General features: G+C 62.3%; 23 protein-coding genes, 1 pseudogene and 1 riboswitch. Of the genes and pseudogenes, 5 read left to right on the forward strand and 19 right to left on the reverse strand.

Annotation, left to right across the window (positions count from 1 at the left end; translation table 11 throughout):
- Nucleotides 1-59 precede the first annotated feature (59 nt).
- The 6 genes and pseudogenes from V5B59_RS11910 to V5B59_RS11935 form a co-directional block, all read right to left on the reverse strand.
- On the reverse strand, nucleotides 60-557 hold the full coding sequence (locus V5B59_RS11910; protein WP_169072010.1) for an REP-associated tyrosine transposase: 498 nt from the start codon (nucleotides 555-557) through the stop codon (nucleotides 60-62).
- Nucleotides 558-603: 46 nt separating this feature from the next.
- Complete coding sequence (locus tag V5B59_RS11915) at nucleotides 604-825, reverse strand: formylglycine-generating enzyme family protein (RefSeq protein ID WP_248595086.1); 222 nt, start codon at nucleotides 823-825, stop codon at nucleotides 604-606.
- A gap of 83 nt (nucleotides 826-908) precedes the next feature.
- A pseudogene (locus V5B59_RS11920) lies at nucleotides 909-2,111 on the reverse strand (hypothetical protein); the annotation flags it as partial.
- Between the two features lie 308 nt (nucleotides 2,112-2,419).
- Nucleotides 2,420-3,172: a hypothetical protein gene (locus tag V5B59_RS11925; protein ID WP_169072011.1), complete on the reverse strand. Its 753-nt coding sequence runs from the start codon at nucleotides 3,170-3,172 to the stop codon at nucleotides 2,420-2,422.
- Nucleotides 3,172-4,149, reverse strand: a complete 978-nt coding sequence (locus V5B59_RS11930) for an AAA family ATPase (RefSeq protein ID WP_169072012.1) — start codon at nucleotides 4,147-4,149, stop codon at nucleotides 3,172-3,174. Before V5B59_RS11930 ends, V5B59_RS11925 begins: the two co-directional genes overlap by 1 nt.
- A complete protein-coding gene (locus V5B59_RS11935) occupies nucleotides 4,146-5,315 on the reverse strand; it encodes a hypothetical protein (protein WP_332351900.1) in 1,170 nt (389 codons plus the stop codon). The genes V5B59_RS11930 and V5B59_RS11935 overlap by 4 nt, the downstream gene beginning before the upstream one ends.
- A 734-nt stretch (nucleotides 5,316-6,049) precedes the next feature.
- On the opposite strand from V5B59_RS11935, the gene V5B59_RS11940 reads away from it, so the two are divergent.
- Complete coding sequence (locus tag V5B59_RS11940) at nucleotides 6,050-7,486, forward strand: Fic family protein (RefSeq protein ID WP_332351901.1); 1,437 nt, start codon at nucleotides 6,050-6,052, stop codon at nucleotides 7,484-7,486.
- A 73-nt stretch (nucleotides 7,487-7,559) separates the two neighbouring features.
- Here the strand turns inward: V5B59_RS11940 and V5B59_RS11945 are convergent, their stop codons facing one another.
- The 4 genes from V5B59_RS11945 to V5B59_RS11960 form a co-directional block, all read right to left on the reverse strand.
- On the reverse strand, nucleotides 7,560-8,369 hold the full coding sequence (locus V5B59_RS11945; protein WP_169072014.1) for a hypothetical protein: 810 nt from the start codon (nucleotides 8,367-8,369) through the stop codon (nucleotides 7,560-7,562).
- A gap of 159 nt (nucleotides 8,370-8,528) precedes the next feature.
- Nucleotides 8,529-8,735 (reverse strand): hypothetical protein, encoded by a 207-nt coding sequence (locus V5B59_RS11950; protein ID WP_169072015.1) that lies wholly within the window; start codon nucleotides 8,733-8,735, stop codon nucleotides 8,529-8,531.
- Nucleotides 8,736-8,809: 74 nt separating this feature from the next.
- A complete protein-coding gene (locus V5B59_RS11955) occupies nucleotides 8,810-9,904 on the reverse strand; it encodes a hypothetical protein (protein ID WP_332351902.1) in 1,095 nt (364 codons plus the stop codon).
- Between the two features lie 25 nt (nucleotides 9,905-9,929).
- Nucleotides 9,930-10,448, reverse strand: a complete 519-nt coding sequence (locus tag V5B59_RS11960; RefSeq protein WP_169072018.1) for a tail fiber domain-containing protein — start codon at nucleotides 10,446-10,448, stop codon at nucleotides 9,930-9,932.
- Nucleotides 10,449-10,721: 273 nt separating this feature from the next.
- Here V5B59_RS11960 and V5B59_RS11965 point away from each other — a divergent pair, with 273 nt between their 5' ends.
- Both V5B59_RS11965 and V5B59_RS11970 read left to right on the forward strand, forming a co-directional pair.
- Nucleotides 10,722-12,026 carry an IS701 family transposase gene (locus V5B59_RS11965; protein ID WP_332351903.1) on the forward strand — a complete coding sequence of 435 codons (1,305 nt, stop codon included), beginning with the start codon at nucleotides 10,722-10,724 and terminating at the stop codon, nucleotides 12,024-12,026.
- Nucleotides 12,027-12,054: 28 nt separating this feature from the next.
- A complete protein-coding gene (locus V5B59_RS11970) occupies nucleotides 12,055-13,383 on the forward strand; it encodes an IS4 family transposase (protein WP_169072214.1) in 1,329 nt (442 codons plus the stop codon).
- A gap of 818 nt (nucleotides 13,384-14,201) precedes the next feature.
- Here V5B59_RS11970 and tnpC read toward each other — a convergent pair.
- The 6 genes from tnpC to V5B59_RS12000 form a co-directional block, all read right to left on the reverse strand.
- On the reverse strand, nucleotides 14,202-15,950 hold the full coding sequence (tnpC, locus tag V5B59_RS11975) for an IS66 family transposase (protein WP_332351653.1): 1,749 nt from the start codon (nucleotides 15,948-15,950) through the stop codon (nucleotides 14,202-14,204).
- Between the two features lie 331 nt (nucleotides 15,951-16,281).
- Complete coding sequence (gene tnpB / locus V5B59_RS11980) at nucleotides 16,282-16,629, reverse strand: IS66 family insertion sequence element accessory protein TnpB (protein WP_332351654.1); 348 nt, start codon at nucleotides 16,627-16,629, stop codon at nucleotides 16,282-16,284.
- Complete coding sequence (locus tag V5B59_RS11985; protein WP_332351655.1) at nucleotides 16,617-17,033, reverse strand: hypothetical protein; 417 nt, start codon at nucleotides 17,031-17,033, stop codon at nucleotides 16,617-16,619. Before V5B59_RS11985 ends, tnpB begins: the two co-directional genes overlap by 13 nt.
- 238 nt (nucleotides 17,034-17,271) lie before the next feature.
- A complete protein-coding gene (locus tag V5B59_RS11990) occupies nucleotides 17,272-17,652 on the reverse strand; it encodes a hypothetical protein (RefSeq protein WP_332351904.1) in 381 nt (126 codons plus the stop codon).
- Nucleotides 17,621-19,216: an RHS repeat-associated core domain-containing protein gene (locus V5B59_RS11995; protein WP_332351905.1), complete on the reverse strand. Its 1,596-nt coding sequence runs from the start codon at nucleotides 19,214-19,216 to the stop codon at nucleotides 17,621-17,623. Before V5B59_RS11995 ends, V5B59_RS11990 begins: the two co-directional genes overlap by 32 nt.
- Before the next feature lie 138 nt (nucleotides 19,217-19,354).
- The gene (locus V5B59_RS12000; protein ID WP_248595124.1) at nucleotides 19,355-19,849 is read right to left on the reverse strand and encodes a PEP-CTERM sorting domain-containing protein; all 495 of its coding nucleotides are present in this window, start codon (nucleotides 19,847-19,849) and stop codon (nucleotides 19,355-19,357) included.
- 243 nt (nucleotides 19,850-20,092) lie between these two features.
- Between V5B59_RS12000 and V5B59_RS12005 the strand changes: the two genes are divergently transcribed.
- Nucleotides 20,093-20,365 (forward strand): hypothetical protein, encoded by a 273-nt coding sequence (locus V5B59_RS12005; RefSeq protein ID WP_169072181.1) that lies wholly within the window; start codon nucleotides 20,093-20,095, stop codon nucleotides 20,363-20,365.
- Here V5B59_RS12005 and V5B59_RS12010 read toward each other — a convergent pair.
- From V5B59_RS12010 to V5B59_RS12020, 3 genes are read right to left on the reverse strand one after another with little or no spacing between them, the layout of a single operon-like run.
- Entirely contained in the window at nucleotides 20,362-21,135 is a 774-nt protein-coding gene (locus V5B59_RS12010) for an ABC transporter ATP-binding protein (protein ID WP_034909255.1), read from the reverse strand. The genes V5B59_RS12005 and V5B59_RS12010 overlap by 4 nt on opposite strands.
- Nucleotides 21,135-22,124, reverse strand: coding sequence for a FecCD family ABC transporter permease (locus tag V5B59_RS12015; RefSeq protein ID WP_169072180.1), 990 nt, complete (start codon nucleotides 22,122-22,124; stop codon nucleotides 21,135-21,137). Before V5B59_RS12015 ends, V5B59_RS12010 begins: the two co-directional genes overlap by 1 nt.
- Before the next feature lie 8 nt (nucleotides 22,125-22,132).
- Nucleotides 22,133-24,004: a TonB-dependent receptor domain-containing protein gene (locus V5B59_RS12020; RefSeq protein WP_169072179.1), complete on the reverse strand. Its 1,872-nt coding sequence runs from the start codon at nucleotides 24,002-24,004 to the stop codon at nucleotides 22,133-22,135.
- A 125-nt stretch (nucleotides 24,005-24,129) separates the two neighbouring features.
- A riboswitch (cobalamin riboswitch) is annotated at nucleotides 24,130-24,350 on the reverse strand.
- Between the two features lie 152 nt (nucleotides 24,351-24,502).
- Between V5B59_RS12020 and V5B59_RS12025 the strand changes: the two genes are divergently transcribed.
- Nucleotides 24,503-24,703 carry a hypothetical protein gene (locus V5B59_RS12025; protein ID WP_034909251.1) on the forward strand — a complete coding sequence of 67 codons (201 nt, stop codon included), beginning with the start codon at nucleotides 24,503-24,505 and terminating at the stop codon, nucleotides 24,701-24,703.
- Nucleotides 24,704-24,715 lie beyond the last annotated feature (12 nt).

Genomic DNA, 24,715 nt, shown 5'->3' on the forward strand with positions numbered 1-24,715 from the left:
TGAGCTTGCGAAGCCCAACACCATTCACCGTTGCCTGGCCCCTCACGACGCCGCTCTTCTCAACTCCGCCCCCAGTCAGTGCCGACGATCCCTCGTTCGATGTACGCATGCAGCGTCGAGTGCGGCCAGTCGGTCGGTTGCTTGACCCAGCCGTGCTTTACCGGATTGTAATGGATGTAGTCGATATGCCGTTCGAGATCGGTTGGGTGACGGATCTGGTGTTCCCAGTAGCGCCATTGCCAGATGCCGCGCTCGCCCTTGTTCTGCCGGCTGGGGCTGATGGCTTCGCTCCTTGGCAGGCTTCGCGAAAAACCAGACTTGATCAGCGACCAGCGGAGAGCGAAGTTGGCGTCGCCCGCGGGAAGCCGCCAGATCGCGTGCAGATGTTCCGGAAGAACGACCATGGCCAGGAGTTTGAACGGGTGTGCCTTGCGGACTGTGGTCATCGCCGTGCGCAGCGTTTCGATGTGGCGTACCAGGGTATCGGAGTCTCGGTCGGCGAGGTTGACGGTGAAGACGCAGGTTCCGCCGGGAGTGTTCGCGCAGTGATAGTCCATGGGTTGCTCCGTTCGCGGTGGTGTTGGGCTTCGTTCCTCGGCCCAGCTACTCGTCTCGATCTAGGGCCAGCCGGAACCCAACACTGTGGTCGCGCTTGCCAGGCATGCTCCAATACCTTACGGCACAACGCGTTGCCCCGCCAACGTCGCACCACGAGCCGCCGCGCAACACGCGGGAGCGTGTCGACGACCCCTCTGGGTCAAGCGGTGCAGCCGTTGGATATGCACCGTACCAGTCGGCACACCATTCCCGCACATTACCGTGCATCTCGTGTTCAAGCTAGGCTGGAGGTGGTTGAGTTTGGCGACGAACCTCTGAACATCATCCCAACTGACGTTCTCGACCGGATTGCGCGGATCATCGAGGAATTCACTCGGATTCTTTCCCATTACCTCTTGCCACAAAGCCTGCGTGCAAGCGGTGTCGGCGAGCCAGAAGCCGCGGTTCAGCGTTACCGAGTGTTGCACTTCGTCATCGCCACGTTCCAGCTCGCTTACCGGCGACCCCATTAGGAAGGTTCCTTTGGGGATCCAGCGGAAGCGCTGGCTGACGCCGCCGACGCTGATTTCGCCGAACAGCCCGTAGCCATCGACACCGAGTGCCTGCTCGCTGCTCCAGCGGCCGGCCTCTCCGGCCTGTGGCGCTTGCCAGTCGAGACGGCAGCGCTCGCCGAACCAGATCACCTCGGCATACAGGCCGCATGCGTCGCGCCCGAGCGTGCGTGCCCACGGCGGCCTTTCGAGCGCGCTGACCGTGAGGTCGATGTGTCGCGAATGCAGTTCGATGCGCTCGACGTCGCGTGTCAGCCGGGCGATGATTTGCGGCAGCGCAGCAGCGGCGACGTAGACTGCAGCAGACGCTGCCGTCGCCGCTGAACGGATGACGCGCACGAAAACGCCGCCGTCGACGAGCATCAGGTCGGCGTAATGGCTACCCCCTTCCGGCAGTTCAGGAACCTTCCTGTCGAGCGGTTCGAGCCGCAGTTCCGCGCCGCGTTGCCGCAAAGCGCAGGCGATTCGGTGACGGGCAGGCTCGGGGTCGAGGAAGAAACGCACTGCCTCCTGGCGGACGCCGGCCGGCAACTCGACCACTTCGCCGCGCGCCAGGCGTTCACGCTGCGCGAGTGCCCAGAGCGCGGCCTGGGCTTCGTCTTCAGCGAACACTTCGTCGCTCTGGCGGCCGACGTGGCGGCGCAACCACTGCTGCAGTCCTGGCGAATCGCCACGCTCGAGAGCCGTCCGGGCGATGGCGTGCTGCCATTGCTCGATGGCCTGCGCTGCGGCGGCTGACAGGCTCGTCGGTGCCAGCCGCCAGCAGGTAGCCAGTTCGGCCAGCCGTACCGATTCAGGCAGGCCGGCATGGTGGGCAATGATCAAACCGACGGCCACGTTTTGCTGCTCGGGCGGGAGCTGGGCGAAGCGGCTCTGGTATTTCTCGATCGCCCCCAGCCCGGCAAACTGGCAGCCCTGCACACCGGCGAGCACGTCCGGATGCTGCCAGAGCATCGCTTCGGCCAGCACGTCGGCTTCAGCGGCCGGCAGCAAATGGCGCATCGCGCGCAGCAGAGGCGGTTCGAAAACTATCGCCGGTGCGAGCAGACTGAGCAGTTGTTCGACCGCCGCCGCGCTGTGCTCGGCGGCAGTTCTAGCCGGCGGTGCGCCTGCCGTCGAGCGGCGCAGCAGGCTATGCCGGTCCCATTCGACGATCTCGAAGCAGCTCTGCAGACTAGACGGGAGCAGCTCGGCGGGAACCGGACAGAGGACCAGCGCCGGGCACGCGGCGCTGCGCAAGCGGCCGCCGAACCTTTGCCAGCCGAGCAGCGTTTCGGGGGTGCCGTCGAGCAGGCCGAGGTCGCTGAGAATCAGCAAGGGTGTCGCCGCAGGCGGCACCTGCCAGTGCTGCGTCGCGCTCTGCAGCGGCCGCCGGACGAGCGGTTGCCGGCCGGGCTCGCTGGCGAGCACGCGCCGATCGAGTCCGAGTTGGCCGTGGCGCTTTTCGAGGGCGCGCGGCAGAGGCGGTTGAAATCCCTGTGAAACGGCTGTGTCTGGCGGTTGTAGTCGGCGAGGATGGCAATTCGCGGACTCCAGCCGTGGCGGCGGAGCATCGGGATGCGATGCAGCACCTCGCCGCGCGTCAGCCGGTCGACGAGGCGCGGCAGGTCGGGCTGGCGCGAATCGACCGTTTGGCCGAGCGTGCGCCGCAGGAAGGGCCACAGCCGCGACCAGCGCGTCAAGGGTTGCGGTACAGGCAGCCGCACCGAGCCGGGAGGAGGGCGGCTGTCCTCGCTCAGCACCTGCGCGTCGGCGAGCCACGGCGGCGCGCCGTTCGGTCCGTCGCCGGGCTGAGGGTCGGTCTGCCGGTGTTCGGTGACGTGGAAGAAGCGGGCGGCAGGAAGCGTCGCCGGGCGTTCGGGTAGCGGTGAGAAAGTTTCGGCAAAGGCCATGACAAAGGGCGAGATGCTGACATTCGCGAAGGCAGTCACCAGCGGCGGTGCCTCCTGTCGATCGTAACCCAGCGCCCCCGCCGCCTGTTCGAGCGCCTGCTCGCCCTGTTCGGCATAAACGCGCAGCAGATCGGCGCGGCCGACGGCGGTCCGAGTGCGTAGCGGTATCATCAGCCGGCCGGCGGGTGTTTTCTGAGGGCGAAGTCCTGCACCTTGCCGAGCAGCGCCGGCTGTTTCGTCGGATCGTCTTCGAGCGTGACGACGACGCGCAGCAGGTCGATGTACTCGGCATGCCCCGGCCCTTGCAGTCCCTGGTCTTCGGCGACCTGCCGGTCTTGCCACAGCTGGCCGGCGGCATTGCGATACACATCATCGGCACAGCGCTGCTTGAAATGCAGCTTGCCGCGGGCGATCAGCGCGGCGGTGAATTCGTGCTCGGATTTCGGCATTTGCAGATTCAGCACCAGGCAGCGGCGGACGAAGGCGGCCGGTAGTTCGCGTTCCTCGTTGGTCGTGATCACCACCAGAGGCGTTGGTGTTCCCTCGGCAGCGCTCACCGGCTCATCGAGCCAGGGAACGGTGAACGCGCCGTTGCCGAGTGTTTCCAGCAGGCCGTTGGGCAGGTCGGCTTCGGCCTTGTCGATCTCGTCGATCAGCAGGACGCAGCCCTTGCCCGGCGACCAGCCTGCTGGCGGCTGCGGTCGTGCGGTCTGGCCACCGCCGCGCTCGTGCTGAGCTACGGCCGAATGCCAGTTGAACACCCACCACAGCGCGCCGGGGCTCAGATAGTTGCGCTGGTCGAGGCGGCGGCGGACCTCTTCCGGGCTGTGGTGACCGGTGCCCATCGCCTGAGCATCGCCAAGCCGGCCGAGTGCGTCGAAGCGCCACTGCAGGTCCTGGCTTTCGCTGCGCGCATGCACCACTTCGGCGACGAACAGCCGTTTCAGGACCTCGGCGGCCGCGCGCGCCAACTGGCTATTGCCCGAGCCGGGCTCGCCACGTACCAGCAGCGGCCGCTGTGCCGCCAGCGCGGCACGTACCGCCCAGGCCGAATTTTTGTCGAAACGGTGTACCGTCGCCGGCCACGAACCGCGTTGTGGCAGCGGGATCTCGTCGAGGAGGATGCTGGGAATGATCGTGGCGTTCATGGCTTTCTGGCGAGCTGTTCGGGAATGGTCAGGAAGTTCCGGATCACGGTTCTGAAGTAGTCTTCATCGCTGACCAGCAGGGCAGGGGTGCCGCCGGACGGCTTGAAGAAAATTACGGTGATCGCGGGGAGTCTGTCTTTGGCGAGCAGTTTCTGGTAGAAGTCTGGCCGGCAGAGGCGGCTCGCCTGTTCGAGAGGCACCGGAATGTAGTGGTGGAAAGTCTTGTGCTTGTCGCGAAAGCGCAACTCGTTGTTCAGCGTCCGCAAATCTTTCGGCGACAGCGTCGAGCGCGACTCCTCCGGAAACACCCGTGCCCAAACTTCAAGCATCAGTTTGTCGAGCGCAGCCTCGTCACTCCAGCCGGTTTCATACTGCGGCTGCGGGATCAACTCGTCCCCGACCACTTCCGACGTGCCTTTCTGAGCACGCAGCCTCGGAGCAATCTGTCGATAGCGGGAACTGACGAGTTCGACGCCGAATGGAGTCTCGACGACGATCTCGAAACCGAGCTTGCCGGCCGACAGCGCGCTTCGGCTGGCCTGACCAAGCCACTCGCCGTCGACGGCAAGCAGGCTCAGCCAGGCGAGAACCGACTTGGCGACGCTCCAGGTGTCGACGAACTCTGGCTGTCGTGGATCGAGCACTGCCAGCGCACTTTTCGTCGCCGGAAAGAGCAGGTCTTCGAGGGCTTGCTCCGGGTCAACCGCACACAAACTGGCCGCCATGTCGGCGGAGGGTTCGACCCCGGCATCGCGCATCGTGGTCTGCAGCGAGTTGGTGAGCCGGCTGCTGCAGGCCAGGATCTTGCGGATCTCGTCGGTGATCTGCATGCGGAAGGGGTCCGGGGGTGCGACCGTTGACTGGGGCAGTATTTTGTCGAGCAGAGCGGCGAAATCGGTGCCGACATGAACTTCTTCGGTCAGGGTATTCATGTCCGCGAGGATGCTCTGCAGTTCATCGATCAGCCGCCGGCATTCCGCGTAGCCATCGAGATCCTTGCGTAACTCCAGCGTGTATTTCGGGTCGCCGAGTCCGTTGATGGCCGTCTGCAGGTCTGCGATCTCCTTTTCCCAGTACTTGATGTAGGGAATGCGGTCGATCGGCTTGTGGAAGCATGTTCCCGAGAGAACGATCGGATTTACCCGCTGGCGGGTGGTGTCCCTCAAGTGGATATAATAACCTCTAATATATTGATTATAATACACTATATTAGTCTCATATCCACGTCTGGACCACCACCCGCTGGCGGAAGGCCTTGTTTTCGTGGATCTGACGCAACTCGTACATGCAGTAGTCGGATTTGAAGTAGCCTCGCTGAGCACCAGCACGACATGCCTACCGGCGCCGATCTCGTCCATGAACTGCCGGATCGAATCGCCGTAGCGGATGCTGGTCTTGTCACGCAGCAGTTCGATCCCGCGCGCAGCACATGCGTTTTCGAGCTTGTCGACCAGCCAGTTCTGTTCTTCCTCTTTCCAGGCGTACGAGACGTAGATGCTGACCATCGAACCCCCTCCCTTCGGGTCTGGTGGAGAGTACATCATCGGGATGATCGGGCCTGCGGTGTGGTGGTGTTCGCGCCTGCCACGAACCAGCCAGAAAAACCCGTTCCACGTGGCAAGTATCCGCGGCGCCGGCGCACGAGTCAAATGGGAGATGTGCGCTCTCCGTACCGGTGGAAAACGCGGCGACTGCAAACGGTGCTCGCTCACTTCTAATCGATTCATTGACCGGATGTCTGCTTGTAATCAAAATATTGCAGGATTAAACGAATCCGGGAAGAACTGTGAACAACGAAGTGTCCGACTGGATCGGGTATCGATGGCTGGCACAACAGTATGGCGTCTTGCCGGTGCAAGCGTTTCGCACCGACAGCGCCATTGCCAGATCCCGCGCCACGGTGCGCAAGGACGGCTGCACCCATCAGTATTACCCGTCCTCAGCCCGGCCTGCCGATACCCTGGCGGCGCATCTGGGCTTCGCGCTCAAGCACGAAGGCATCCACCTGGAGTTCCTCGCGCGGCTGTTCGACGTTATTCCGGTAGCCGAGCTCGAGGCCTGGGTTGCGGCCGAGCCGACTGGCCAGTACGCGCGCCGTGCGGGCTTCTTCTACGAATACCTGACTGGCCGGCGCCTGGCGTTCCCCGGCGTCGTCGCCGGCAACTACGTCTCCGCTCTGGACCATGAATCCTGGGTGACGGCTGTTCGGCCGGTCAACAATCCGCGCTGGCGCGTTCGCGACAACCTGCCGGGCTCGCGTGACTATTGCCCGCTGGTGTTAAGAACCCCGAGGGTGCAGCAGGCCGAACGGTACGACTGCGCCCGGCGCCTGGCCGATCTGGAGGGTGAGTTCGGCGTCGACGTGTTGCAGCGCAGCGTGGTCTGGCTGACGATCAAGGAAAGCCGGGCGAGCTTTGCGATCGAGCAGGAAGGGCAGCAGGTCGATCGTGTGCGGCGCTTTGCCGCAATGATGGAGCGGTACTGCGGGCAGTACCCCGAGCCGCTGTCCGAAGGCGCGCTGGGTGAACTGCAGGCGCAGATCCTCGGGCCGCGGGCGACGCGCTACGGCGTGCGCCGCTCGCCGGTGTTCGTCGGTGAACGGGACGGTTTTACCGAGCTGGTGCACTACATCGCTCCGCACTGGCACGATGCGCGCTCGCTGCTGTCCGGCCTGCGCGACTTCGCAGACCGAACGGCCGGCGCTAGTGCACTGGTGCGCGCCGCGGTGCTGTCTTTCGGTTTCGTGTACATTCACCCGATGTCCGACGGCAATGGCCGCCTCTCGCGCTTCCTGATCAACGATGTGCTGCGGCGGGACCAGGCCATTCCGGCGCCGTTCATCCTGCCGGTGTCGGCCGCCATCACCAGCTCGGCGGTCCATCGGCGCCGTTACGACCAGGTGCTCGAATCGTTCTCGCGACCGCTGATGCACAAGTACGCCGAGGCCTGGCGCTTCGGCGCAGAACAGGTCGCCGAGGATGGTGTGCACTACAATCTGCAGTTTGATGCCTACCAGGACGCACTGCCCGCGTGGCGCTATCCCGACATGACCGACCATGTCGAGTACCTGGCCGAGGTCGTGCAAAGGACGATCGAGCAGGAAATGCGCAAGGAAGCGGGCTATCTGCGTGGCCTGCGCAACGCCCGCGAGCGTGTCAAGCAGGTGATCGAAGGACCGGATGGCGACATCGACCGGATCATCCGATCGGTGCGAGAAAACGCCGGCAAATTGTCGAACAAGCTGCTCAAGGAATTCCCGGCTCTGGCAGACGATGACCTCGCGAGCGAGGTGCTGGCGGCCATCGAGGCGGCGTTGGCGCCGCCAGGCAAGCTTTGACCTTGCGTGCCTCGGCAGCCGGGAATAGCCGGTGCGTTGGCAGGCCGGGGTGTGAGCAGTTGGGCGGTGGCCTTCAGTCGGTGCCGCAGAGAATCGTCACGCTGGGGATGACCTTGCCGATTTTGCCTTCGGCGAATGCCGTGCCAAGCGCCAGGGTCAGCTCCCATTCGCCACGCAAGGACAGCCTCGCGGTGCTGCGGAAGAGGCGTTGATCGCCGGCGATCTGCGTACGTTCCAGGAAGCTCAGATCGGCTCGTGGATTGAGCAGACGCAGAGTGAAGCCGGGGTCTTCGCAGCCGGCGAGATGAAAGCGGTCGATATCGGCAAGCGCGGCCAGTGCGGTGGCGACGGCAGGCGTCAGCAGCTCGTCCGCCTGGCTGATCTGCGCCGCCCAGGCGTTGATCTCGATCGTCGCACGGCAGGGCGAGCGTTGCTGGTAGCCGCGGGCGGGCGTGTCGACCTTCAGCAGCAGCTTGAAGTCGCCAGCCGGCGGGCGATAGAAGGTGAGCACTTCGATCTCGGTGACTTCTTCTCCTTCGGTGCGCTTGTGGACAGTTGGCTCGTAGTCATCGCCGCGCTGCGCCAGCCGCCCTGGCGCAGTCTCGATTTCGAGGAGCCTTTCTATCGTGCCGGTCGCCAACGGAAAGTCGAAGCGCAGGCCATCGCCGTTCAAGGTCACGGTCTGTGTGAGCTGGACAGCGTCACGCAGGTCTTCCGCGTTGTCCGGTGCCTTGCGCAGAGGCCGCAGCTTGATCACCGAAAGGTTGAGCAGCGGTGTGTCGGCTGCGGCGGGGGGAAGCATCGGGCCGGCGACCAGTTTCGTGCTTTCCGGCAGCGACGCGCGCAGATTGCCTGCGAGCCAGGTTTCGAAGGTGTTCAGCATTTCGTCAGAGAGGCAGGCAATGCGCAGGTCGCGCGGTGTGAGATGAATCGCAGCAGCAGTGGTTGCGCTGCGCCATCACTTGCCGAGCAGCGCGCCAGGGGTGGGCGGTCTGTAGGCTGCGTGGTGGCGAAGCACTGGCAAACATCAGCGAACGAGGCCTCAGGTCGCTGACGGCGATTCGGGCGACTCGGCGGCCGCTGGATCAGCGCCCGGCAGCATCTCTTCCAGCACCTGGATGGCGCCACTGATGCGCAACAGCGTCTGGTGCAGATCCGCCTGTCGGTTCTGCAATTCGGCCATCACCTTCTGGCCGGAGGCGTATTCCTCGCGAAGTTCCTTGAGGCGGTTTTCGAGTTTTTCTTGCATTTTGAGTCCTGGCAAATAAGGTAGGGGAACCGTACGGGTGCTGCCGGCCATTATCGCAGGCAGCCTTTAGTTCGCTATATCCAGACTTCCTGGGCCTCCAGCGTCCAGCGTGAGTTTGCCCATCCAGTGTAGGCCTCACAGGCGTATGTGGAAATCGGACCTACCCAGATGCCAATCGTGTGGACTCCGGGCGGAATTCCCACCGCGTATCCGACGATTGTCGCTGGGTCATGACGATCGATGATCGTGACGCCACCGTCGCACAGCGAGTACTTGTCCTGATAGATCGCGCCGCCCGGGGGAGCGCTGCCGTCAACCCTGATTTCCCAGCGTGCGGCGGTATTGTTTCCTCGCACTCGGATGTTGTCGCAATAGATGATGCGGATGGCGGTGTTCTCGTGAATCTTGTGGAAGCTTAGAACCCTGGAAACGATCTGGCCGTTGTCGGTTGGATCTGAGGGGCCAAGGCCGGTTGCCATACTTATTCTTCGGACAAACCCGTCAGTAACGTTCAGATCTCCGATGACCTCCAGTTTTGCACGAGGCGTTTCTGTGCCAATGCCGACATTACCCCTCCCGTCAAGAACCAGCTCATAACTCCATGGTTGCCGAACAAAACGCATCTTGTTGTTATGAACATAGATCGCCCAGTCATCGTATTCCGTACTGATGAAGTCGAGCTGCGCGGCATTTCCTTTGATGGCCAACTGACCGCCATAGCCGAGCCCGCTATCCGGATCCTTGGGGGCACCGGCCCCGCCAGCTCCTCCTCGCACGGTCAACCTGCTTCCTATCCCGACGGTGCCTTCGACGAGCAAGTTCTTGTCCAGTTGCAGGTTGCCACTGACGCTCCCCCCGGCCCGACTCAGCTTGTCGTCTTGCAGGCCCTTGACGGTGGCCAGCAGGTCGGCAATGTCGCCGAGCAGCGCCTTGCCATTCACTTTCAGGTCGCCGCCGACGTTGAGGTTGCCGCTGGTGTTCAGGGTGCTGACGCTGATGTCGGCGGTCGGATCGATAGCCTTCCCAGGGATGAGGCGGCCGTCGTCCCTGCCGGTGTGCGTGTGCTTTAGGATCTCCTCGCGCGTCTGGATTTGAAGTTCGTTCCAGTCGCCGCTGCGGATGATGTCGTTCGGGTCCTTGCGGACGTACGGGTCGGGTCTGTCGGCCATTAGAAGAGTACCTCGCAGATCATGGTCATTTCATCCTGCCATCGTTGCGGAGTTCGGTGATTTGCGCCTGTTGCTCCTTGATGGCTTCGATGATTACCGGAATCAGGCCCATGGTGTTGACAAACTTACGTTCCGTGAGCGTAGTTACCAGCTCTGGAAAAACCTGTTCGACTTCCTGGGCGATGACACCCATTTCTCTTCCTGTTCCAAGGCTTTCCTCATTCCAGGAGAAAGAAACGCCGCGCAGGGACAACAATTTTGCCAAGGGGCTATCGATAGGCGCGAGATCTTTCTTCAGTCTCAGATCCGATATTTGCGATCCCAGGTTCCAAATTACGTGCATGGCTTGATCGTAAATAACCAGATTCCTATCGGGTTGCATAACCAATCTATATAGGTCATTGTTTGACAACAATTGATCCAGGCCACCAGTTATTCTGCCGGTGACATTTAGATTGCCAATAACCTCTAATTTCTGACTGGGCGCATGCGTACCAATCCCCACATTACCATTTCCGTCAAGGACCAGATCGCTATAATCCACCCGATTACCCACAACTCACTTGACATAGGAGCGCGCGGCGTGGCTTGACTCCAACGCGATAGCAAACGCTGTTGCATTTCCGCTTACCCACCCCATATATGCAAACGGCAACAGTTTTCAAGCTGTTGTTAAAACGTATATTTCGTAATTCTACTTTGCCACATTTCTAAAATGGTTGAAATACAGGCTATTGAGCTACATATCTAATGCTCTACCACATAAGGAGTATGACGATGAAATCGCCAAATTTATTTATTTGGGATCGGGCGTGCGGTGGCCAGCTGCTGCGAGAATCTGACCAGCCATTTTCAGTCGTTCCGGGAGTGTTTCCGCAGTAAAACGCGAAGCACGGCCGAGCAAGCTGAACAGTACTTGCGGGGCCTTTTTCAAAGCCCTCGTGCGAACCTGGAACAGATGAGCGAGACGGTGGCGGAGACCGAGTATTACAGCCTCCACCACATGTTGAGCGATGCTGCATGGGACTTTGAGAATGTGCGTCGGGAGACGGCGCGACAAGCGGACGAGTGGATCGGTGGGCCAGAGACGGGACTGTTGCTCGATGAGTCTGGGGTCCAAAAGAAGGGCGACCATTCAGCGGGCGTGGCCAGGCAGTACAACGGTCGCCTGGGTAAGGTCGAGAACTCGCAGGTTGGAGTGTATGCCGCCTTGGCACGAGGGTTGCAGGCGGCGATCATCGACTTCGAATTGTTCCTTCCAGAGCGTTGGGTTGAAGACGCCAAGCGTTGCCAGGAAGCGGGGATTCCGGAATCGGCACGGGTCTTTCGGACTAAGCCGCAGATGGCTGCCGAGATGGTCAAGCGGGCACGAGCCGCCGGGGTGCGCTTTGGCTTCATCGGTGCCGACGGCCTCTATGGCCACGCGACTTGGCTGCTGTTTGATTGGGACGATGCAGGTGAGGTATTCGCCACCGAGGTGCACAGCGACCAGCAGTTTTACTTTACCGATCCGGGAAAGGCGTGGGTACCGGCCTGGGAAGCCCGCGAATGGGCCGCGCGCCTGAAACGAAAGGAGTGGCACCCGGTGATCCTGCGCGACGGGGAGAAGGGTGAAGTGCGCGCGATGTTTGCCCATACCCGCGTGTGGATCAGTCATCCGAACAGCGCACAGGCCCGCCAATGGCATCTCCTGGCACGCCGCGATGGCAAGGAGGTGAAGTTCATGCTCTCCAACGCGGCGCCCGACACGCCACTTCGCGAGCTGGCACGCATGCAGGCACAGCGCCACTTCATCGAGCGCGCCTTCGAGAATGCGAAAGGTTGCTGTGGGATGGCCGACTACCAGGTACGCAAGTGGCGGGCTTGGTACAACCACATGGCGCTCGTCTGCGTTGCACTACTCTTTCTCGTCAAGGAGCGGCGGCAACACTCACCCTACGCCGAGTTACTGTCCTGTGCCGATGTCGTCGACATGCTCGTGGCGCAGCTCCCGGTGAAGATTCACGGTCGCGAAGACCTCGTGCGAATCATCGCCGAGCGTCATGCACGGCGACAAAGCGCCCGCGACAGCGCCTACCGAAGGCAGCCGCCAGCACCCAAAAATGCCATTAGAATCTGTTAATGTAGAAGTAATCTTGCGGAGGTATGGCATGGGTTGGGCAGCGGAGGAGTTCAAGGATCTGGATTTGGGGGATGCGCGGCGGACGCGGCGCTTGATCAAGCTGGTGGATGATCTGTCGGCACAACCGACCGGAAGCATCCCGGTGGCTTGCGGGGGTTGGGCGGAAACCAAAGCGGCCTACCGGCTGCTGGACAATCCCGCGACGGACTGGCGTGAAATCCTGGAGGTTCATACCCAGCAAACGATAAAGCGGATGCAGGGCCAGCCGGTTGTCTTGTGTGTTCAGGATACCACCGAAGCGGATTTTACCTCGCAGCCGGGGATTGCCGGGCTGGGACGGTTGAGCTACGACGCCCAGCATGGGATGTTTGCGCATCCGACCCTGGCGATGACGCCGAGCGGGTTGGTGTTGGGCGCGACCGACTGCTGGATGTGGGCGCGAAAGCCAAAAGGTCAGCCCGACATCAAGGAAAGTATCCGCTGGGTGGAAGGCTATACCATCGTGGCCGATCTGGCCGAGACCGTGCCTGGTAGCCGGCTGGTATACATAACGGATAGGGAAGGCGACATTCGAGCGGTGATGAACACGGCCGCCGAGCGGGACTATCCGGCGGACTACCTGATCCGGTCCAAGCATAACCGCAAGACGAGCATGGGCGACAAGCTGTGGGACCGTGTGGGCGGTGGCGAAGCGGAAGGAGAACTGGAATTCACCATGCCCGCAGCGCCAGACCGCCCGGCCCGACTGGTGCGGCAAACGCTTTACCGGGAGCGGGTCACCTTGCCCGTACGCAAGGGTGCGCCGGTCGTGACCGTGACCGCGATCCTGGCGCGAGAAGAAAACCCGCCGGTTGGGGAGGAGCCCATTGAATGGAAATTGCTGACCAATCGGACGGCGGAAACGCTCGAAGACATCGTACAACTCATTGATTGGTATCGCCGCCGCTGGCTGATAGAAATTCTTTTCCGCATTTGGAAATCAGGCTGCAAGATAGAATCCCTGCAGTTGGGCAGCATGGAGCGACTGGAACGCGCCTTGGTCATTTACCTGATTATCGCCTGGCGCATCCTGTCCTTGGTTACCTGGGGCCGGGACTGCCCCGATTTGCCCTGTGACGTGGTGTTTGATATCGAGGAATGGCAAGCCGCCTGGATCGTCGCCCATCGCTCACCACCGCCGGATGCTCCCCCGCCCCTGGGTCAGATGGTGCGGCTGATTGCCGGCTTTGGCGGCTTTCTCGGGCGAAAACACGACGGGCATCCCGGCCCCAAGGCGATCTGGGAAGGGATGCAGAAGGTCAGGGCATTTGCCATTGCCCTGGAGGCTGGCCGTGCCGCCTATTTCAATGACGGATGAGTTGTGGGTAATCGGGTGCGCCCAAGGCCCACAATCCAAGCACAGCTACACCCTTCAACAACCACCAGAAATTAGCTACGCACGAGGGAATCAATATCAATAGAGTCCAAGACGAGTCATGGCGGTTCTTCCACGCTAAGACAGCAAAGAATATCCATGTCAAACCGAATCCTGCGAGGACTTCCCAATACACAGAGGACCACCAACAACCCGATTTCCATGTGATCGACCCTATTGCGACGACATAGCTCCCAATAAGCCCAAGGATCCAGAGCATTTTTTGATTCAATTGGGGTCTTGATAATCCGAGCACTACTGAACTCTGCGTGACGGCCCACGCTGGATTTCGTTATACGTGGTGCCAAGGGCCTCTGTGGCGCCAAAATATTTCAGAGCATAATCTCGATAGTCTCGGCTATCTTCCTCAGTTCCAGCCCGTGGCGGTATCGGCCATTGCCGCGGGTCGTTGGGCAGCGCTGTAAGTTCGCCGCGCAGTTGGCGATCACACCGACGAATGCACAGCCGATCACTTCCGCACTTCACGTAGCAGTTGTCGTGGCTCTGGTAGCACATATCCCCGCTATCAGTAGGGATCGCACTGCCAGGACCCCGCCCTGGTTCGCATGAATACACGCCACCGCTCGTGTCCTTTCGGCAACGCTGCGAAACCCCGGTCGCGCGGGCCTCAGCCGCGCGGCGGCTGATCCGCGGTGACCGCCACGGGTGGCGCGCGGCCCCGCGGCCGTGCGCAGGCAAGCCCCAGCGGCAACCCGGCGTTCGCTTCCGTTCGGAACGTTGGAGATCGTTGCGCTGCCGGGTTAGTCCGGCGGAGGTTCGGTACTCTCCGCCTCGGCGTGTGCGAGGGCTTCGCTATAGTTCCAGGGCATCCAGGCCGCCGGATCGAGCGCCACCTGGCCCGAGTGGCGCAGCAGGGAAACGAGGTAGTGGAACGGCTCGATCTTGTGGAGTTCGGCGGTATGGATCAGGGTCATGAACAGATCACCGACGCGCGCGCCGTTCAACGTGCGATAGAAGAGCGCGTTCTTCCGATGCAGAATGGCCTTTTTGAGTATACGTTCGGTGATGTTGTTGTCGAGTGGGGCGCCCGGCACGCGCAGGAACAGGGTCAGCTTCTCCCAGTGGTTCTGCATGTACGCGATCGCCTGGCCGAGTCCTGAGTGGGGCTCCACGGTGTGCTCCGCGAACTGCTTGGCCATCCAGTCTTGCAGCGCCTTCATCCGTGGGCCGCTTTCCTTCTGGTGAAGGAGCAGGCGCTCGGCGGGCGAGAGCCCCTGCTGCTTGGCCTGCGCGTCGGTGTGGAAGACGGCGCGCAGCGTGTGCAGGACAAAGGCCACTTCTTCCGGAAAGGCCTCGACCACATCGACGTAATTGCGTCGCGCATGCGGGATGCACGAGGCGGACAGCGTGGAATGATCGCCCGGCCGGTTGCGCGTCGAGGCATCGGACATGTGGATCGGCGGATCGGTCACTTCCCGCAGATCGAGCACTTCGGCAAGGTGTTCGCCGGCATGACAGGGCCCGGTCTTGAACAAGGCGATCAAACCATTTGGCGTCTCGGCAACGACACCGGAAGTGAACACGCCGGTGCGATCGGCGGACGCGCCGGCGGGCAGCGCTTCGGCGCGTGCCTCTTGCGTCAGGGTCAGGATGCGCATCGCCGTATCATCGTTGTACACCACGGTTCCTTGGGCTGCCTGCCGTGCCAGTTCGTCGAAGACCGGCATGAGGGGCGCGGCGGCGGCGGCCACGACTTCCCATTGCGTGCCGACCGGCATGGGGATGGCCAAACCCTGTTCCAGCCGCTCGATGCGGTGGAACGGCAGACCGCAGCCGTATTTGAGGAGCGCGATCATCGCCGCGGCGCTGTCGTCGTACTTTGCCTTGCCGACGCCTGGCGGGGGGTCGGCGGTAAACACGGTGCCACACAAGCCGCAACGCAGCCGTTCGAGTTCGTAGACCTCCGCAAGCAGCGGCGCTACGCCGGTGATGCGAACCAGGACCGCGGGCTCTCCTCGTTGCCCATACACCCGACCGGTACACCCGTCGACGGGACACGGATCGCCGTGCCGTAACGTCGCATGCGGTACGGCAATATGCGGCGCTCGCGGATAATCGGCCGCCCCGTTCCTTCCGTGCCCGGGGCGCTTCTTCTTGGGCTCGGCTACCCCGGATTCCGGGGAGGTGGTGTCCGAAGGAGCCTGGCCGGCGGCTTGCTCGTCGCCGCCTTCCGCCGATGGACGGGTCGGCGTGTCCGCTGGCGGCGTTTCGCCCTTCTTCCCTTCCCCGAGCACATGGGCCGTGCGCTCGGTCGGCGCGCCGAAGAGAATCCGCCGTAGGCGTGCCAGCGTGGTTTCCTTCGTCTCGAGTTCGGCGGTGAGCCGCGCGAGGGTGTCCACCGCTGCCTTCAGGGTCGCCTGTTCGGTCTCGGTCAGCGGTCTGGTTCCGCTATGCTCGACGATGGCCTCGATCTCCTGCACCGGGATGACCATCCGCTGCGGCGGGTTGTGTGCAGGCCGCTTCCGGTGGGATGCCCGCTGCCGGCTCATGGCCGTACGCCAACGAGCTGGCCGAAGTCCCCCCGCAGCCGCTTCCGGCAACGGTTCGAGCGATGGCGGGGGGCCTTGCGGCCACTGACCGCGGCTGCGCGGAGGCTCGCAACCTCCTCGGCGCGGAACTCCCGTCTGCCGTACCCCCAGCTTTGCGAACTCACCAGCTGCATTCTCAGTCCTCCAGCAGTGACCCTTTCTACCCAAGGTATTCTGCCAAAGACCAGCGACGATGTCTAGTCCTTTCGCGAAAGGTCGTTTTCGGTATCCCCGTTGCGGTGGGTGACGACCGGCTTTCGGAAGTTCTGCTTGCGGGCTGCGCTCTCGCAGGTCAGACGACCGCTCGCCATTCCGGGATTCCGCCGGCCGCGGCGTAGTCGCCTCCCGAGAGCAGGACCGCCAGCGCGTGCGGGGCGAGGAGCTTCCCTGGTGACTCCTGCGGCCAGAAGCGGTAGTGCCCCTGCGACAGCCGCTTTTGACAGAGCCAGAAGCCTTGCCCGTCATAGACCAGGAGTTTGACCGCCGTGCGCCGGCGATTGCAGAAAACGAACACGCCGCCGCTGAACGGGTCTTGGGCCAGTTTCTGCCGCACACGTCGGGCGAGACCGTCGATGCCGCAACGAAAATCCGCGGGCTCGGCAGCTACCCAGACACGCAGGCGCGCGTTCAGCGCGAGCATGGCTGGACCTGCCAGAGGCTACACGCGACCTCGGCCATGTGGCTGCTGGCCGCTTGTGGCAGTTCGATGCGCAGCGCGCGGCCCGCTCGGTCGGTGAGAACCAGGACGCACACAGGTGGCGCCAGCGGCAGGCCGAGATCGAGTTCGACGAAGCTCGATGACACGGGCGCGCTGCGCGCGTCTTCGGCGGCGTTCCTGGCGGTCAGGCGGTGCTTCAGGCTCTTGTAGTCGAGCTTCAGGGCGACGGCAACCTTGGCGATGCCGTACCGCTCGGCGAGTTCGGTCGCTTGCGACCACAGCTCCTCCGGAATGCGAGAACTGCGGCGGCGGGTGCTCCGCCACTGGGCAAGCGCCGCGGCGGTTTCGGCCAGTGGCGGGGCGGTTGCAGGTAAAGACGTTGACATTGGTAGGCCTTTCTAACGGTCGTTACGGGCCTACCAAGGTACCAGGCCAGCGCTGGAATTTCACGCAGCATTGCCGAAAGGACACCACCGCTCCAGCATTTGCCGCCCCAGTTACCGTTCGTTGGGCCATCAGATAAATCTCTACCGCCAGTACGATTGCTCCAGTCAGTAGCATCTAATATAAGTCGGAGGACTTATCCGGAAGCGCTTATTGGTGCCGGCGACTCGACAGCCACATCTACATCCGAACAAGAGGACTCACGAGTAACAGTGTCACGATCACTGCTGCTGCAATATTGAGAGCAGCGGATAAGCGAAAGAGCTTGGCAACACGGGCGTCCTGCTTCTTGGAAACTAGAATGCCAACTAGGGAAAAACCCAGAAACAGGGCTGCTGCGACAAAGAACGAAAGGACCGTTTCCCTGTTCAGGATGAGGGGCGAGAGGCCGTCGAAATCGAACTTGTACGCCTTAAACAACGCGGCCCCGGCTCGTTCCAGAACCAGCGCAAGTTCGATTGATCCCAGCACCAGACCACATAGGCCAAATAGCCGCAGCGATACCGTCGACGCCGCCATTATCTTCCCCTCAATTCGACTTAATGACAACGATTCGTCCATACCGAATTAGTTGCTCAGTCGACGGTGCCCACGGACGGCGCGATTTGCTTTGAACGGTTACGGTGTCCGTCACGGTCTGGCGGATTAGGTCTTTCACCTTACTCCAGTTGTCCGCATCCTCAGCTGCGATACAGCCAATAGTCCGGCCTGGCCGATGCAGACGGAACTTGTCACGTCCAGTGCGATCTTGGGTATCGTCACCATAGGAGCCATCTACAGGCTCCAGCCGATAGAAATCAGAGTCTGGATGCTGAAGAATGTCGTAAATGCCATTGGGAATCGGTTCTCCGAATGGACGTCCCCCTGAGCCAAATGGTCCCGACATCGACTGCCCCGTCTCGAGATCGTTGATACTCAGCTTCCCAGTGGCATTGTTGTATACGCCAAAAACCCACAGCCCCAAAGGATCGCTGTAACTCAACGGGTTGTTCAGCGCGTATGCATAGGTGTTCATGCCCCCCGCCAACCCAATCGGATCGCTCTGCCCATACCTGCCTGTGGCGGGATCGTAATCCCTGAAGTAGTTGTAATTCAGATGACTTTCCGTGTCCGCGTACTGCCCCGGAAACCGCAGGTTCAAGGTAAACGCCTGCCCATCGCCATCCGGGTCCTCTTCGGGCAGACTCATCCCGAACGGCTCGCCGAGCGGCGTATTTCTCCAGACCACCCGGTTCGCCTCATCGGTGACCAGGCGTGGCGTATTCAGATGATCGTGATGCAGATAGTAGATCTTGACCCCGCCGGCAGCCACGGTGATCGGCACTTCCGCGGACCAGGTCATCGCTCCGCCGCTGTCGGTGGCCCGGGCCTTCAGCACGTAGCTGCCGGCAGGGACGTTGCTCCAGGTGATGCGGTACGGTGCGCTGGTGGCGTTGCCGATCGGCGTGCTGCCTTGATAGAAGGCGACTTCAGTGATGCTGCCGGTGCTGTCCGCGGCCTCGGCGCTGACGGTGATCGTCGCAGGGGCGGTGAAGTTCTGGTGGGCCGCTGGAGCACTCAGACTGACCGTCGGCGGAGTATTGGTGACGAGGATGTTGACCGTGGCGGGGGCACTGGCGAGTTGGCCGTCATGGACGATCAACTGCACGATGTACTGGCCGGGGAGGTCGGCGCGGAAGGTGGGATTTGCGCTGTGGGCGGCGGTCAGTACGACCTGGCTGCCGGATGGTCTGGCGATCAGCGACCAGGCGTAGCTGAGGGTGGCTCCTTCGGGGTCCCTGGAGGCGCTGCCATCGAGTGGGATCCAGCTGCCGAGCGATACGCTCTGGTCGGGACCGGCGTTGGCGAAGGGCGCCTGGTTGATCGTGCTGCATTTGGCGCGCGTGCAGGACAGTACGCAGGCGCGCACGTCGAGAATGTCGATGCGGCCATCGTGATTGGCATCGCGGGGGTCATCCGGGCCGGTAACCGTGGGACGGCTCGGCAACATGCGCTGCAGCAGGGTGATGTCGTCGAGGTCGACATCCCCGTCGCCGTCGAGGTCGCAGGTTTTGGCCCAGACCTGACCCGCCAGCACGAACCAGCACAGGAGCAGCCCTACCCCATGTTTCGCAGTTCGAAACATCGACCCCATGTCCCCCAGGGCGAGCGTTGGAGGCGCTCAAAAACAGCCTCGAATCAAGGCCAGGCCCCTCGCCTGGCGTTCAGCTCATTGGTCGGCAGTCTGTGCTGCCTGCTGCGCCCGCTCTCGGGCGAACGGTTTTTACGGCTGTTGGGCCAGCCACTCCGCGAGGTTTTGCCGGCCGATGGGGCGAGGCAGTGTTCGCCCCGGGTCTAACCCTTTCGTTCGGCGGTTTGTAGCCCATCCGGTCGAGATTGTAAAGCGGATTTTGGTCCGACGATCCTGGCCGGGAACTCCGAGATCAGTCCCTGCCGCGCCGCGTCGCGTCGACAGCAGGCCGAGCAAGCCGAGGCCGGCAAGTGCCAGAATCGATGGCTCGGGGACACCGGGCGGCGGGATCGGCTCAATCCTGGCCGAGGCGCTCACCAGGGTGGGGTTCAGCGACACCGGGTTGAACTTGCACGCTCCCGGATTGCAGGGGGCAATCTCCACGGAGTACCCGGCCATTCCATTCGACGTGATCGTCAAATCGGTCAATCCTTCGGCAAGCCCCGTGAAGGCCAACGCGACGGTGAAGTCGACGTTGGGGCCGTCAAAACAGGTTCGCCCCTTGCGATAAGGATCGGGCTGCCACATGTGGTTGTCACCGTCCACAACCACACCACCGGCGTAACTCGCGGGATCGTTGTCGTTTTGCCAAGGCTGGCAATGGGGAGTCCGCGTAAGCAGGCAGGATTCGTCCCTGAACACAAAACCCCCATTCGATCAGGCACATGCCGGAATCGATCGGCTACCTGGGGCGCCCAGGTGTAAAAAATGTCGATACCTCGATGTGCGTCGATAGACGCCGCCTGCCCCAGTGAATTCCAATCCAAAGTCATGTACGCCCACCGCGACTACACCCCGCAACGCATTGTTTGTCTCACTAAGGCCGGGATGATGCTGGGCGGCTTGCTCAATCCGCCCAAGGAACCGACCGTAGAAGGGCTGCGGCTAAATGACCTGTCGGTCCAGACGAGCACCTGCGGGGCGGTCATCCCGCGCGTCTATGGGATGATCACGGTCGATGGGAACGTCTTCTGGCTGGAAAACAGTTCGATCAAGGAAATCTACTACGGAACCCACACGCAATCCCCGGATGCGCGCAGCTAGGCGGGCATGAACCAGCGTTGTCCATGCTCACCCACTTCGCGCAGCGGATAGCCGTAGAGCCTGCTCAGCGAGTCGCTGCTGATCACCTCGTCGCAGGTACCCTGCTGCGTCGTTCCATCGCCGAACAACAGCAGGGCATGCGTGCAGAAACGTGCGGCCAGGCCGGGTTCGTGCAGGACCATCACACAGGCCGCCCCCTCGTCGCGGGCGAGTGCTGCGAAAAGTTCGAGGGTGGCCATCTGATGATTCAGATCGAGGTGGGCGAGCGGCTCATCGAGCAGGTACAGTCGCGGCGCTTGCGCGAGCAATGTGGCAATCGACAGCCTTTGCTGCTCGCCACCCGAAAGCGTCTGCACGTCGCGCGCTGCGAGTTCCGCGAGGCCGACGGCTGCCAGCGCCTGGCGGGCGATCCGGGCATCCTTTTCGGATTCCCAATCCCAGCGGGCAAGATGTGGGTGGCGTCCGACCAGCGCCGTCTCCAGAACCGTCGAGGAAAATGCTTCACTCCGGCTTTGCGGCAGCCAGCCGCGAATGCGCGCGCTGGCGCGCGCGCCCAGCCTTTCATAGCTCGCCCCGTCGAGCAGCACGGCACCGGCTGCCGGCGGTCGCAGACCGGCCAGTACCGACAGCAGCGTTGACTTGCCGGCACCATTGCGTCCGAGGATGGCCAGGCATTCGCCCGGCTGTACGGTCAAGGCCAGGTCATGGCAGAAACTGCGGTCAGCCACGCCAACGCTGAGCGCATGCGTAGACAGCAAACCGGGGACCATCAGTACCGTCCAGGTGCAGCGCGGGAGAGCAGGAAGAGAAAAACCGGCACGCCGATCAGCGCGGTGAGCACGCCCACCGGCAGTTGTTGCGGCGCCAGCAGGGTACGGGCCAGGGTGTCGGCAATCACCAGCAGGCTGCCCCCGGCGAGTACCGAGGCGGGCAGCAGCAAACGCTGATCATTACCAGCGGCGAGGCGAACGAGATGCGGCACGATCAGGCCAATGAAGCCGATCGCGCCAGCATGCGTCACCGCGGCAGCCGTGGCCAGCGACGCGACAAGGTAAACACCACGGCGTAATGGGCGAACCGCGACCCCCAGCGCCTGGGCAATGTCGGCACCACGCGCCAGCAGATTGAGCTCACGGGCAAACGGCAACGCAATCAGCAGCACGATCACGAGCAGGATCAGCACCAGTTGCGGGTCCCCGCTCTGCGACAGATCACCCATCAGCCAGAAGAGCATGCCGCGCAGCTGGTCGTCGGGAGCAAGCGCCAGCAGCAAGGTTACGACGGCACCGCAACCGGCAGCAACGATCACGCCGGTCAGCAGCAGGCGCGACTGCGTCCAGCCCCCTTCTCCATGCGCCAGGCCGAACACCAACAGCATCGCAGCGAGCGCGCCCGCGAAGGCCAGGCCGTTGATCCCCGCGACGCCCAGGCCAAGTACGATCGCCAGCAAGGCGCCGATGCCGGCACCGCCCGAAATGCCGAGCACGTAAGGGTCGGCGAGCGGGTTGCGCAGCAAGACCTGCAGCAAGGCACCCGCCAGTGCCAGCAGGCCGCCACAGGCGAAACCCGTCAACGCCCTCGGCAGACGCAGGCTGCGCACGACGTCGCCGGCCATGCCGTCGCCCTTGCCAAACAGGGTCGCCAACACCTCGGTCGGGTTGATCGCAATACTGCCCACCATCAACGCCAGCACGATGCTGAGCTGCGCCAGCCCGGCAAGCGCTGCGAGGATCAGTAAAGCACGGCGGCGGGTGGGCATGCAGCGCCCTACTTCGGCGCGTAGCGAACGCCGACAAAGACGTTCGCCCCGGCAGTGGCGTAGTTGTCGGCCGTCTCGTAATCCTTGTCGAAAATGTTGTTGGCGCGTGCAAACAACACCCAGTCTCGCTGCAGGCGGTAATCGGCGTAGAGGTTCACCAGACCGTATCCCCCGAGGCGAACGCGGTTGGCCGGATCCTCGTAGCGATTGCCAAGCAATTGCCACTCGCCGCGCAGATCCCAGTTCCCAAGGCTTCGGCTGAGGTAGCTGCTCATCTGCTGCTCGGCACGGCGAGCCAGCCGATTGCCTTTGTTTGGGCCGTTTCCCTCATTCCGCGGATCCAGGAAGTCCAGCGCGACCCCGGCGCCCCACTCCGAGAAACGCCCGTCGTAGGTCAGCGTGGCACCGCGCAGCAACGCCTTGCTGACATTGACCGGGGTGAATGTCGGTGGCCGGAATTCGATCAGATCAGTCACCTGATTGTGGTAAACGACCGCCGAAGCGCGATGACTGCCCTGCTCCCAGTTGACACCGGCTTCGGTATTCTTCGCCGTCTCCGGCTTCAGATCGGGATTACCACCGGCGAAACCGAAGAGGGCAGGAAAATACAGCTCGTTGAAGGTCGGAGCACGAAACGCCGTGCCATAGGAGATATGGGCACGCCATTGCGGCGTGAATTGATAGCCATAGGCTGCGGAACCTGTGCTCTTGCCGCCAAACTGCGAGTTGTCGTCATGCCGCAGATTGAACTGCAGCCGGTGCTGGTCGAGATTTCCGTTCCAGCCGGCAAGCCATGAATTGATCGTGCGCTCGGTGACGGTGTAGTCGGTCGTGCTGGAAACCTTCTGCCTGTTGTACTCGTAGGCCAACAGGGCTTCGCCGACCGGCAGCTTGATGTCGTGCTGCCAGGACACGAGGTCCATGGTGGTATTGAAGACGCTGTCCCGGAAGTTCCCGATATAGTCCTTGCTGTCGTCGGTACTGCGACCGAGACGCAAGGTACTGGTCCATGCCTGATGCAGGCGATTGCGCGAGTAGATGGAATAATTGCCGACGTTCTGGTCATTGCTGAAGGGCTGAGCGGCGCCCAGCGTGCCGAAGTCATTGCCGTCGTACTGGTTGGTGCCTTTGCTGAGCAGCAGGTTGACCCCGAGTTCCTGCCCTTTGGCCGGGCGAACGGCAAAACTGGCGCTCAGGTTCCTGTTGTAATAGCCATCCCGGTCGCGATTGTAGAACAGGCTCTTCTTGTTGTTGATGGCATTGAAGCCGTCGGTATTCGTATAAGCTGCCTGGACGCTGTAGGAAAGCAGTTCCGTGCCACCGGCAATGCCGACGCTGGTGTCGGTCGTGTGGTAGGAGCCATAACCGGTGCTGGCGTTCACCCGCACCGGCCCCTCGCCTCTGCGGGTGAAGATCTGGATCACGCCGCCGATGGCGTCGGCCCCGTAGAGCGAAGACGCCGGGCCGCGCAGGATCTCGATGCGCTCGATCTGGTCCAGCGGAATCCGCGACAATGCCGCGCTGCCGCTCGTCGCCGAGCCGATGCGCTGGCCGTCGATCAAAACGATCGATTGATTGGTATTGGCGCCACGGATGAACACGCCGCTATTGGACCCCGCACCGCCGTTGGCGACGTACTGAATTCCCGGTTGCCGTGCCAGGAGTTGCGCCAGTGTCGTCTCCCCGGCCTGATCGATTTCCTCGCGGGTGATGACCGACACATCACTCGTCAGTTCATTGGTTCGGGTAGCTTGTCGAGTCGCCGTGACGACAATCGGGTCGAGTTGCGTGTCTGCGGCATGCAAGGCCGTCGAGACCAGTGCGGCAACAGTTGCGGTGAAAGTGGCGGCACCGGCTGCCCGCCGTGTATTGGGATGCATGATGAAATTCCCCCTCTTGCCGACCAGCGTCCCCGCAAGTCGGCGGACCAATAATGCGGAAGGGCACGAGGGAAAGGCAGGCATGCGAGCCGAGCGTTGCGTGTCCGCTTCCCCGCGACACTTCCGTCCTGTGGTGTGCGAAGGCCGGTATCCGGGCTCGCGAGTCTTGACCTGCCGCCTTCCCAGGCTTTTGCCCAGTGGCATTTCGACAGGCCCACACTCGCTTACCGTTGCGGGGGCAGCACAGGCATTCTGTTGCGCATCGAGCGTTGCGCGAAATCCACCTGTTTCCCGTTTAACCGCTGCGGCGAATCCGCGTGGCGGCACCTTGCACGATCTCTTCCGCCGTTCGAGGTCAGCGAAAAAACGGATTATAGCCTGCCCGCAGGGCAGGCGATCGACGATTGCAGCGGAAAACAGCGGCCGCATCACAAACAAGGTGCAGAAGCGGCCCTTACGCCTTGACCGAGCATGCTTTTTGAATCTATAGTCTGCTCCATGCTGAATGAACTCAACGCGCTCGAAATCAAGATTGCTCAAGTGGTTGCACTGTGCCGCACATTGCGAACCGAGAATGACGTGCTGCGCGAGCAACTCGCGTCGGTAGAAACCGACAAGGAACGCCTCACCGAACGTATGGCGGCTGCCTGCGCGCGGCTTGAACAGCTTGCCCAGCAACTGCCCGAAGCCAAGACCTGAAAACTCTGATCT

Source organism: Candidatus Accumulibacter contiguus, assembly GCF_036625285.1.
Lineage (GTDB): Bacteria > Pseudomonadota > Gammaproteobacteria > Burkholderiales > Rhodocyclaceae > Accumulibacter > Accumulibacter contiguus.

Excerpts from the sequence above, each read along its gene's own strand:
- V5B59_RS11910 (WP_169072010.1), bottom strand. The coding sequence starts at position 557 with ATGGACTATCACTGCGCGAACACTCCCGGCGGAACCTGCGTCTTCACC.
- V5B59_RS11915 (WP_248595086.1), bottom strand. The coding sequence starts at position 825 with ATGCACGGTAATGTGCGGGAATGGTGTGCCGACTGGTACGGTGCATAT.
- V5B59_RS11925 (WP_169072011.1), bottom strand. The coding sequence starts at position 3,172 with ATGATACCGCTACGCACTCGGACCGCCGTCGGCCGCGCCGATCTGCTG.
- V5B59_RS11930 (WP_169072012.1), bottom strand. The coding sequence starts at position 4,149 with ATGAACGCCACGATCATTCCCAGCATCCTCCTCGACGAGATCCCGCTG.
- V5B59_RS11945 (WP_169072014.1), bottom strand. The coding sequence starts at position 8,369 with ATGCTGAACACCTTCGAAACCTGGCTCGCAGGCAATCTGCGCGCGTCG.
- V5B59_RS11950 (WP_169072015.1), bottom strand. The coding sequence starts at position 8,735 with ATGCAAGAAAAACTCGAAAACCGCCTCAAGGAACTTCGCGAGGAATAC.
- V5B59_RS11955 (WP_332351902.1), bottom strand. The coding sequence starts at position 9,904 with ATGGCCGACAGACCCGACCCGTACGTCCGCAAGGACCCGAACGACATC.
- V5B59_RS11970 (WP_169072214.1), top strand. The coding sequence starts at position 12,055 with ATGGGTTGGGCAGCGGAGGAGTTCAAGGATCTGGATTTGGGGGATGCG.
- tnpC (WP_332351653.1), bottom strand. The coding sequence starts at position 15,950 with ATGAGCCGGCAGCGGGCATCCCACCGGAAGCGGCCTGCACACAACCCG.
- tnpB (WP_332351654.1), bottom strand. The coding sequence starts at position 16,629 with ATGCTCGCGCTGAACGCGCGCCTGCGTGTCTGGGTAGCTGCCGAGCCC.
- V5B59_RS11985 (WP_332351655.1), bottom strand. The coding sequence starts at position 17,033 with ATGTCAACGTCTTTACCTGCAACCGCCCCGCCACTGGCCGAAACCGCC.
- V5B59_RS11990 (WP_332351904.1), bottom strand. The coding sequence starts at position 17,652 with ATGGACGAATCGTTGTCATTAAGTCGAATTGAGGGGAAGATAATGGCG.
- V5B59_RS11995 (WP_332351905.1), bottom strand. The coding sequence starts at position 19,216 with ATGTTTCGAACTGCGAAACATGGGGTAGGGCTGCTCCTGTGCTGGTTC.
- V5B59_RS12000 (WP_248595124.1), bottom strand. The coding sequence starts at position 19,849 with ATGTGGCAGCCCGATCCTTATCGCAAGGGGCGAACCTGTTTTGACGGC.
- V5B59_RS12005 (WP_169072181.1), top strand. The coding sequence starts at position 20,093 with ATGTACGCCCACCGCGACTACACCCCGCAACGCATTGTTTGTCTCACT.
- V5B59_RS12010 (WP_034909255.1), bottom strand. The coding sequence starts at position 21,135 with ATGGTCCCCGGTTTGCTGTCTACGCATGCGCTCAGCGTTGGCGTGGCT.
- V5B59_RS12015 (WP_169072180.1), bottom strand. The coding sequence starts at position 22,124 with ATGCCCACCCGCCGCCGTGCTTTACTGATCCTCGCAGCGCTTGCCGGG.
- V5B59_RS12020 (WP_169072179.1), bottom strand. The coding sequence starts at position 24,004 with ATGCATCCCAATACACGGCGGGCAGCCGGTGCCGCCACTTTCACCGCA.
- V5B59_RS12025 (WP_034909251.1), top strand. The coding sequence starts at position 24,503 with ATGCTGAATGAACTCAACGCGCTCGAAATCAAGATTGCTCAAGTGGTT.